An 8,325-nucleotide genomic window follows, 5' to 3' on the forward strand; every position below is an offset into this window, starting at 1 on the left:
CACCCGTCTGACCTGCTGCTGTTCGCTGAAGCCATGACCTCGACGAACGAACCCAAGGGCGCTGCCACGGCGGCACCGCGCGGGGCGCTCAGTCGCCCCGCGGACCTGGCACGGAACATCGACGTCTCCGGGCTCGTCGACACCGAGGGCGGACTGCTGGACCGCGTGATCTTCACCGACCGGGAGCTGTACCGGCAGGAGCTGCGCAGGGTATTCGCGCCGAGCTGGCTGTTCCTCGCGCACACCGACCAGTTCCACCGGCCCGGCGACTTCTTCAGCACGTACATGGGCGAGGACCCGGTCATCGTCACCCTGGACCGCGACCGGCGGATCCGCGCCTACCTCAACTCCTGCCGCCACCGGGGCGCCCGCGTGTGCCGCGCCGACTCCGGCACCACCCGCAACTTCACCTGCACCTACCACGGTTGGTCCTACAACCTGGACGGCTCGCTGGTGAGCGTCCCCAACCGGGACGGCTATCCCGGCGAGTTCGCGCCGGCCGACTGGGGCCTGGTGGAGGTCCCGCACGTGGAGACCTATCGCGGGCTGGTCTTCGGCACCTGGCACCCGGACCCGGTCCCGCTGCGCGAGTCGCTCGGCGACATGGCCTGGTACATGGACGCCATGCTCGACCACGACGACCAGGGCACGGTCGTCGTCGGCGGGGTCCACAAGTGGGTCCTGGAGGGCAACTGGAAGCTGGCGGCCGAGCAGTTCGCCACCGACTGGTACCACGTGAACATGAGCCACGCCTCGGCACTCATGCTGCTCGCGCCGGCAGGCCAGAAGCCCAAGGACGAGGTGGTGCACCGCACCGGCCGCCAGTACGTGGACCCGAACGGCCACGGAGCCGGCTTCCCGGTGCACCCCAGGAACCGGTTCGACGCGCAGACCGTGCACAAGTGGACGGACTACGACGCCCTGCGCGAACGCCTCGGCGCGGCCCGGGTCGAGGGACCGCTGACGAACGGCCACGCCACCGTCTTCCCGAACTTCTCCTACCTCCCCGTCAACGGCTCCATCCGCGTCTGGCACCCCAAGGGCCCCGACCGCATGGAGGTATGGGCCTGGACGATCGTCGACAAGTCCATGCCCGAGGAGGTCCGGGAGGCCCAACGCCTTTACAACCTGCGGACGTTCGGGCCCAGCGGGATCTTCGAGCAGGACGACGGCGAGAACTGGAGCGAGGTCCAGGCCGTCTCGCACGGCTTCATCACGGGCGGCGTCGCCCTCAACTACCAGATGGGCATGGGCAGCGAGCGCCACGACGGCCGCCATCCCGGTCTGACCAGCGAGCTGTACAGCGACGCCGCGGGCCGCGCCTTCTACGGCCGCTGGCGCGAGCTGATGAACACCCCTGCCTGGCACGAGCAGCACGAGGAGAACAAGGCATGAGCAACGGCATCCGGGTCGCCGCCCTCGACGACATCCCCCAGGGTGAGGGCCTCGCCGTCGACAAGGCGATCACCGGCACCGCCGACGACATCGCCCTGCTGCGCGACACCGACGACACCGTGTACGCCCTCGACGACACCTGCACCCACGAGGACGCCTCCCTGGCCGACGGCTGGGTGGAGGACGGCTTTGTCGAATGCCCCCTGCACGCCAGCAGGTTCTGCCTGAAGAACGGCGAGGTCCAGGGGCTGCCCGCGACCAGGAACACCTGCCCGCACCGGGTCGAGGTCCGCGACGGCGAGGTCTGGCTCTACCCCGGGGAGACGCCGTGAACGTGGTCGTCGTCGGCGGCGGCATCGCCGGCGTCAGCACCGCCGCCGCCCTGCGCTCCCAGGGCTTCGACGGCGAGGTCACCCTCGTCGACGCCGGCGAATTCCCCTACGACCGGCCGCCGTTGTCGAAGGGCTACCTCGCCGGCACCAGGTCGGCACGGCAGCTCGCCCTCCAGCAGCCGTCCTGGTACGACGACCAGCGCGTCCGCCTGGTCAACCGCACCACCGTCACCGCGCTGCGCCCGGCCGAGGGCAAGCTCGAACTCTCCGACGGCACCCTGCTCCCCGCCGACCGGGTCGTCCTCGCCACCGGCGGCCGCGCGGCCCGCCCGCCGATCCCCGGCATCGACGGCGAGCGGGTGCACGTCCTGCGCACCGTCGGGGACGCCGACCGACTGCGCCCCGCACTGTCGCCCGGCGCCCGCGTCCTCGTCGTCGGCGCCGGCCTGATCGGCGCCGAGACCGCCTCGACCGCCGTACGCCTGGGCTGCGAGGTCACCCTGGCCGACCCGCTGGCCACACCGCTCGCCGCGGCGCTCGGCCCGGAACTCGCCACCTGGCTGCACGACATGCACACCTGGCACGGCATCACCACCGTCCAGGCGGCCGTCGAGTCGTTCACGGACCGCGGCGACCACATCGAGGTCCGGCTGACCGGCAGACCCGGATCGCGGTCGTACGACGCCGTCGTCGTCGGCGTGGGCATGGTCCCGCACACCGGACTCGCCGAGCGGGCGGGCCTCGACGTCGACCGGGGCGTCCTCGTCGACGCCGGACAGGTGACCTCCAACCCGGCCGTCCTCGCGGTCGGCGACCCGGCCCGCCCGCGCGGCCGGGCCCGGGCCGAGCACTGGGAGGCCGCCCAGCAGGACGGTGCCCGGGCCGCCGCCACCGTCCTCGGCGCTCCGGCCCCCGCCCCGACGGCGCCCTGGTTCTGGACGGACCGGCACGGCCGCCACATCGAGGCGGTCGGCCCCATGGCGTCCGCCGCCGAGACCGTCGTACGCGGCTCCTGCGCCGAGCCGTCCTTCGCGGTCTTCGGCCTGCGCGACGGGCGGGTGGTGGCCGCCGCCGCCGTCGACGACTCCGCCGCCGTACGCGCCGCCCGCCGGATGATCGACCGCCGGACACCGGTCGACGCCGGACGGCTGGCGGACCCCGCCGTGAGCCTGCGCGCCCTGCTGCGCCCCGAAAGGTGACCCCGTGACCACCACCGCCCGACGCGCCGACCGCGACACGCACTTCGAGGTCGAGCAGTTCTACTACGAGGAGGCCGCCCTCCTCGACGACGGCCGCTACGCCGACTGGCTGGAGCTCCTCGCCGACGACCTCGACTACTGGATGCCCACCCGCACCAACCGGCTGCGCCGGCAGCAGTCGCTGGCGGTGGCCGCCCGGGGCGAGGCCGCGTTCTTCGACGAGACCAAGGAGAGCCTGGCCTGGCGCGTCCGCCGGTTCGACTCGGGCATGGCCTGGGCCGAGGACCCGCCGTCCCGCACCCGCCACCTGGTGACCAACGTGATGGTGCGGCACAACGACCCGGCCGAGAACGCGGAGTTCACAGCCGCCGACCTGCGGGTGCGCTCCGCGTTCCTGGTCTACCGCAACCGCCTCGAACGCGAGGAGAACGTCTTCGCCGGCAGTCGTACGGACGTACTGCGCCGAAGTGAGGACGGCGGTCTGCGGGTGGCCCGCCGGACCGTGCTGCTGGACCAGAACATCCTGCTGGCCAAGAACATCTCGACCTTCTTCTGATTCTTGTGATTCTTCTGATGGGGAACTGTCTTGACCGAACTCAAGCACCATCGCGTGGCCACCTCGCTGGGCGAGATCGCCGTCGCCGAGACCGGTGAGGGACCGGTGCTGGTGATGCTGCACGGCGGCGGGCCCGGTGCCTCCGGTGTCAGCAACTACCACCAGAACCTCGCCGCGCTGGCCCGGCACTTCCGGGTCGTCCTGCCCGACCAGCCCGGATTCGGCGGCAGTTACCGCCCGACGGAGGCCGACCTGGCGGAGCGTTCGATCACCGCGATCACCGTCGACGCGCTGTACCAGGCCCTCGACTCGCTCGGCATCGACGGCTTCCACCTGCTCGGCAACAGCCTCGGGGGAGCGGCCGCGATCGCCATGGCCCAGCAACGCCCGGAGCGGGTCACCCGGTTGGTGCTGATGGCCCCGGGCGGCGGCTGGCTGCCGTTCGGCCCGACGCCCACCGAGGGACAGAAGGAGATGTTCCGCTACTACAACGGCGGCGGGCCCAGCGAGAAGAAGATGGCCGCCTTCATCCGGACCATGGTCTACGACCACAGGCAGTTCGGCGCGGACGTGGTGAAGGCCCGCTACGAGGCATCCCTCGACGAGAGCCACATCGACTTCTACCACCGCTACAACGCGGCCTTCGCCCGGCGCGGCGGAATGGACCCGCTCTGGCGCGACCTGCACCGGATCACGGCGCCCACGCTGCTGCTCTGGGGCCGCGACGACCGCACGATCACCCTCGACGGCGCCCAGCTGATGCTAAGGCAGATCCAGGACGTGCAGCTGCACGTGTTCGGCCGCTGCGGGCACTGGGTGCAGCTCGAACGGCAGCCGGAGTTCGAGGAGTTGGTCGTCGGCTTCCTCGGGGAGCGGTGATGGGCTGGCTCGACGGGTACGCCGCCCTGGTCACCGGCGGGGGCGCGGGCATCGGCCGCGCGGTCACCGAGAGGTTCGTCGCCGAGGGCGCCTCGGTCACCGTGTTCGGGCGGGACAAGGGCCAGTTGGACGAGGTCGTCGCCGTCGCGCCCGACCGGATCCACGCCGTCACCGGTGACGTCCGCGACTCCGGGCGGCTGCACACCGCCGTCGCCGAGACCGTGGAACGCTTCGGCAAGCTCGACACCCTCGTCGCCAACGCCGGTGTCTGGGACTACCAGCGGCAGCTCACCCGGCTCGCCGCCGCGGACCTCGACGCCGCCTTCGACGAGGTCTTCGCCGTCAACGTCAAGGGCTATCTGCTGGCGGCCGAGGCGGCCTGGCGGGAGCTGGTGACGAGCCGCGGCAGCATCGTCATGACCCTCTCCAACGCGTCCTTCTTCGTCAACGGCGGCGGACCCCTCTACACCGCCAGCAAGCACGCGTGCCTGGGCCTCATGCGCGAGCTGGCCTACGAACTGGCGCCCAAGGTCCGCGTCAACGGCGTCGCCTGCGGCGGCATGAACACCGACCTGCGCGGCCCCGAGGCACTGGCGCTGGGCGACCGCTCGATCTCCGCGTCCTTCGCCAGGAAGGGTGCCGCCGACACGCCGCTCATTCCCCTGCACGACTCCAGCACCGACCCACGGGACTTCACCGGCCCGTACGTGCTGCTCGCCGCCCGCGAGCAGAGCGGCCCGATCACCGGCCACGCGATCTCCGTCGACGGCGGCATCGGCGTCCGCGGCTTCGCGCACGCGGCCGGCGGCGACCACCTCTGACGCCCGGACGATGACCGAGCGACGACCGAATGACGACCGATGACACTCGACGAGGAGTGCTGACCGTGCCCAGTCCCCACCCACGCAACTCCGGACTCCGGGTCGACCTCAACCCGGCCGCGGCAGTGGCCCGCCACGCCCGCCACCAGGCCGGCGACGTGGTCGTCCGCTACGCGGGCGGCGACCTCACCTACGCCGAACTCGACGACAGGGCCGCCCGGCTGGCGAGCGTGCTGGCGGACGGCGGTGTCGTGGACGGCACCCGGGTCGCCTATCTCGGCCTGAACAGCCCGGCGTTCCTGGTCACCATGTTCGCCGCGTTCCGGCTGGGTGCCGTGTTCGTCCCGGTCAACTTCCGGCTCGCCGAGCCCGAGCTGGAGCGGGTCCTGGCGGGCAGCGGTGCCGAGGCGATCGTCTGCGAGGAGGGCCACCGCCCGGCGGTCGACGCGGTGCGCGGGGCGACGGAGCTGCGGCGCCTCCTGCTGGTGGACGACGACCCCGAGGTACCGGCCGCCGACGGCGGCGCCGACGGCTGGGAGCCCTGGTCGCCGCTGATCGCGGCCGCCCCGCCGACCACCGTCCTCACCCCGAAGTACGCCGACGACCCGGCGATCCTGATGTTCACCTCCGGCACCACCGGGACACCCAAGGGAGTCGTGCTCACCCACGGCAACGCCTGGTGGAACTCCGTCAACGTCGACCTGCGCCTGGACACCCGCCGCGGTGACGTCACCTACGCGGCCGCGCCGCTCTTCCACATCGGCGCCCTCAACAGCTTCGCCCTGCGCACCCTCGTACGCGGCGGCACGGTCGTCGTACGCCGCTCCTTCGACCCTCGGGAGTGCCTCGACGACCTGGTCACCCACCGGGTCAACACCATGTTCGGCGTCCCGCAGATGTTCGCCGCCCTGGCCCGCGCCCCGGGCTTCGCCGACCAGGATCTCCGCGAACTGCGCGCGGTGGTGGTCGCGGGCGCCCCGGTGCCGCCGTCCCTGGTCGAGCTCTACGCCGGGCGCGAGGTGCTGCTGCAGCAGGCGTGGGGGCTGACCGAGACCGCCCCCTTCGCCACCCATCTGCCCGCCGAGCGCACCCTGGACAAGCTGGGGTCGGCGGGGATCGCCATGCCCTACACCGAGGTACGGGTCGTGGACGCCGTCAGCAACGAGCCGGTGAAGCCGGGGGAGCCCGGTGAGATCGTGGTGCGCGGCCCCAACGTGACCGCGGGCTACTGGAACAACCCGCAGGCCACGGCCGCGGCCTTCGACGCGGAGGGCTGGTTCCACTCCGGGGACATCGGCCATCTCGACGAGGACGGCTGTCTCTACATCGTCGACCGCCTCAAGGACATGATCATCAGCGGCGGGGAGAACGTCTACCCGGCCGAGGTCGAGCGGGTCCTGGCGGCCATGCCGGGCGTGGTGGACGTCGCCGTGGTCGGGGTGGCCGACGAACAGTGGGGCGAGGCCGTCGCGGCGGTGGTCACCGTCGCCGCCGACGCCGACATCGACCTGGAGGGCGTCCGCGCGTACGCGGCAGGACGGCTGGCCCGCTACAAGCTCCCGCGACGGCTCACGCTCGTGCCGGCGGTGCCGAGGAACGCCTCCGGGAAGCTCGACAAGGCCGTCATCAGGCGGCTGGCGACCGAGGAGAGCTGAGATGATCACGGTGCCCGCGGTCCCCGCCGACCTCGCCCCGGACCGGGGCTGGGAGGCCGTACCGACCGCCTGTGGCCGCACCACGGCCGACCTGAGGCTGCGCAGGGACGCGGTGACGGTGGACGTACGCCTGCAACGGTGTGCCGCGGGACGGCTGCGGGACGCGTATCCCGCCGGCGCCCACGACCTGGAGGTACGGGTGGGCGCCGGCTGCCCGGACGACCTGCTCCCGGCGCTGCTGCGCACCCTCACGGCGGCGGTCCGGGCAGCCGATCCGCGCTGCCGGCGGGTCGTCCTCGCCGTGCCCGTCGCCGACCGGGGCGGGATCACGGCCGCCGAGTCGGCCGGTTACCGTTACGCCGTGGACGTGGACCTCGGGACGGAAGAACTGGCCCTGCTGGTGGCGGAACCCGACTGGGTGACCGTCACCGACATCGACCTGGACCGCGTCCCGGGCGCCTGAGAACGGGGCACAGCGCATGACCGCACCCGTCCTCACCCCGGCGCAGCTGTCGTCGTTCACGTTGCTGCTCCACGACGTGCGGCGGGTGGCCGGGCTCGACCTCGTCGTGGGCACGTTCATGGACACCGACGCCGACCACTACGTCGTCGACCAGCTCGTCGGGGTCACCAGCGACGGCCTGCGCAACCTGCGGGTCACCGTCGGCGCCGGACTCGGCGGCAAGGCGATGCTGCTGACCAGGCCGGTCCTGGTCCAGGACTACTGCAGCGCGGAGGGCATCACCCACGACTACGACGCCGCCGTGCGCCGGGAAGGGGTCGCCGCCTCCTTCGCCGTCCCGATCCGGGTGCCCCGAGGGCCGCGGGGCGTGCTCGTGGGCGGCCTGCGCCATCAACACGTCTTCGGCGACCGTGTCATCGGCGACGTCCTGACGTTCGTCCGGGCCCTGGAACGGAACCTCGCCGAAGACCTGGCCCTGAACCGCCGCCTGGAGTACCTGCGGACGGCGCTCGGAGCGCGCGCGGACAGCGACGGCGACGCGGCGAGCAGTGTGGCGGAGCGACGGCGGGTCGTCGGTGTCTGCTCGGAACTCGTGCAGATCGCGTCCTCGATGGCGGACGGGCCGCAACGGCGGCAGATCGAGGCCCTTGCCCTGCGCCTGGCCGACGAGGCCGCGGGGGCCGTGGACGACGTGCTGACCGCCCGGGAGCGGGAGATCCTCGCCGAGGTCGCGCTCGGTGCGACCAACCGGGAGGCCGCCGCGCGGCTCGGCATCGGCGCCGAGACCGTGAAGTCCAGCCTCGCGTCGAGCATGCGCAAGCTCGGCGTGCCCAACAGGGCCGCGCTGGTGGCCGCCGCCCTGACCCCCCGAACGGGGGGCGTACGCAGCGGACGCGTTGCCGGGCCGCCGGGTCCGCTCCCAGGCTGATCACCGGCCAGTCCCCGCGGGCGCGTCATGGTTGCTCGCGCGGTTCCTCCCCCGGCCGAAGGCTGGGGGTGGTCGAACCGCGGACCGCCTTCGACAC

Annotated in this window: 9 protein-coding genes; all 9 read left to right on the forward strand. The window is 72.6% G+C overall.

What is annotated here, in order from left to right:
• The first annotated feature begins 33 nt into the window (after positions 1-33).
• Complete coding sequence (locus ABT137_RS46655) at positions 34-1,395, forward strand: aromatic ring-hydroxylating dioxygenase subunit alpha (RefSeq protein ID WP_351719141.1); 1,362 nt, start codon at positions 34-36, stop codon at positions 1,393-1,395.
• Positions 1,392-1,727 carry a non-heme iron oxygenase ferredoxin subunit gene (locus ABT137_RS46660; protein WP_351719144.1) on the forward strand — a complete coding sequence of 112 codons (336 nt, stop codon included), beginning with the start codon at positions 1,392-1,394 and terminating at the stop codon, positions 1,725-1,727. Before ABT137_RS46655 ends, ABT137_RS46660 begins: the two co-directional genes overlap by 4 nt.
• Positions 1,724-2,926 carry an NAD(P)/FAD-dependent oxidoreductase gene (locus ABT137_RS46665; RefSeq protein WP_351719147.1) on the forward strand — a complete coding sequence of 401 codons (1,203 nt, stop codon included), beginning with the start codon at positions 1,724-1,726 and terminating at the stop codon, positions 2,924-2,926. The genes ABT137_RS46660 and ABT137_RS46665 overlap by 4 nt, the downstream gene beginning before the upstream one ends.
• A gap of 4 nt (positions 2,927-2,930) precedes the next feature.
• Positions 2,931-3,482 carry an aromatic-ring-hydroxylating dioxygenase subunit beta gene (locus ABT137_RS46670; RefSeq protein ID WP_351719148.1) on the forward strand — a complete coding sequence of 184 codons (552 nt, stop codon included), beginning with the start codon at positions 2,931-2,933 and terminating at the stop codon, positions 3,480-3,482.
• Between the two features lie 30 nt (positions 3,483-3,512).
• On the forward strand, positions 3,513-4,361 hold the full coding sequence (locus ABT137_RS46675) for an alpha/beta fold hydrolase (protein WP_351719151.1): 849 nt from the start codon (positions 3,513-3,515) through the stop codon (positions 4,359-4,361).
• Positions 4,361-5,182 (forward strand): 3-(cis-5,6-dihydroxycyclohexa-1,3-dien-1-yl)propanoate dehydrogenase, encoded by an 822-nt coding sequence (gene hcaB / locus ABT137_RS46680; protein WP_351719153.1) that lies wholly within the window; start codon positions 4,361-4,363, stop codon positions 5,180-5,182. Before ABT137_RS46675 ends, hcaB begins: the two co-directional genes overlap by 1 nt.
• Before the next feature lie 65 nt (positions 5,183-5,247).
• Positions 5,248-6,837, forward strand: coding sequence for a long-chain-fatty-acid--CoA ligase (locus ABT137_RS46685; protein ID WP_351719156.1), 1,590 nt, complete (start codon positions 5,248-5,250; stop codon positions 6,835-6,837).
• 1 nt (position 6,838) lies between these two features.
• A complete protein-coding gene (locus ABT137_RS46690; RefSeq protein WP_351719158.1) occupies positions 6,839-7,300 on the forward strand; it encodes a hypothetical protein in 462 nt (153 codons plus the stop codon).
• A gap of 16 nt (positions 7,301-7,316) precedes the next feature.
• Complete coding sequence (locus tag ABT137_RS46695) at positions 7,317-8,228, forward strand: LuxR C-terminal-related transcriptional regulator (RefSeq protein WP_351719159.1); 912 nt, start codon at positions 7,317-7,319, stop codon at positions 8,226-8,228.
• Positions 8,229-8,325: the final 97 nt, after the last annotated feature.

It is taken from the genome of Streptomyces sp. NPDC001980 (assembly GCF_040296885.1).
Classification (GTDB): Bacteria; Actinomycetota; Actinomycetes; order Streptomycetales; family Streptomycetaceae; genus Streptomyces.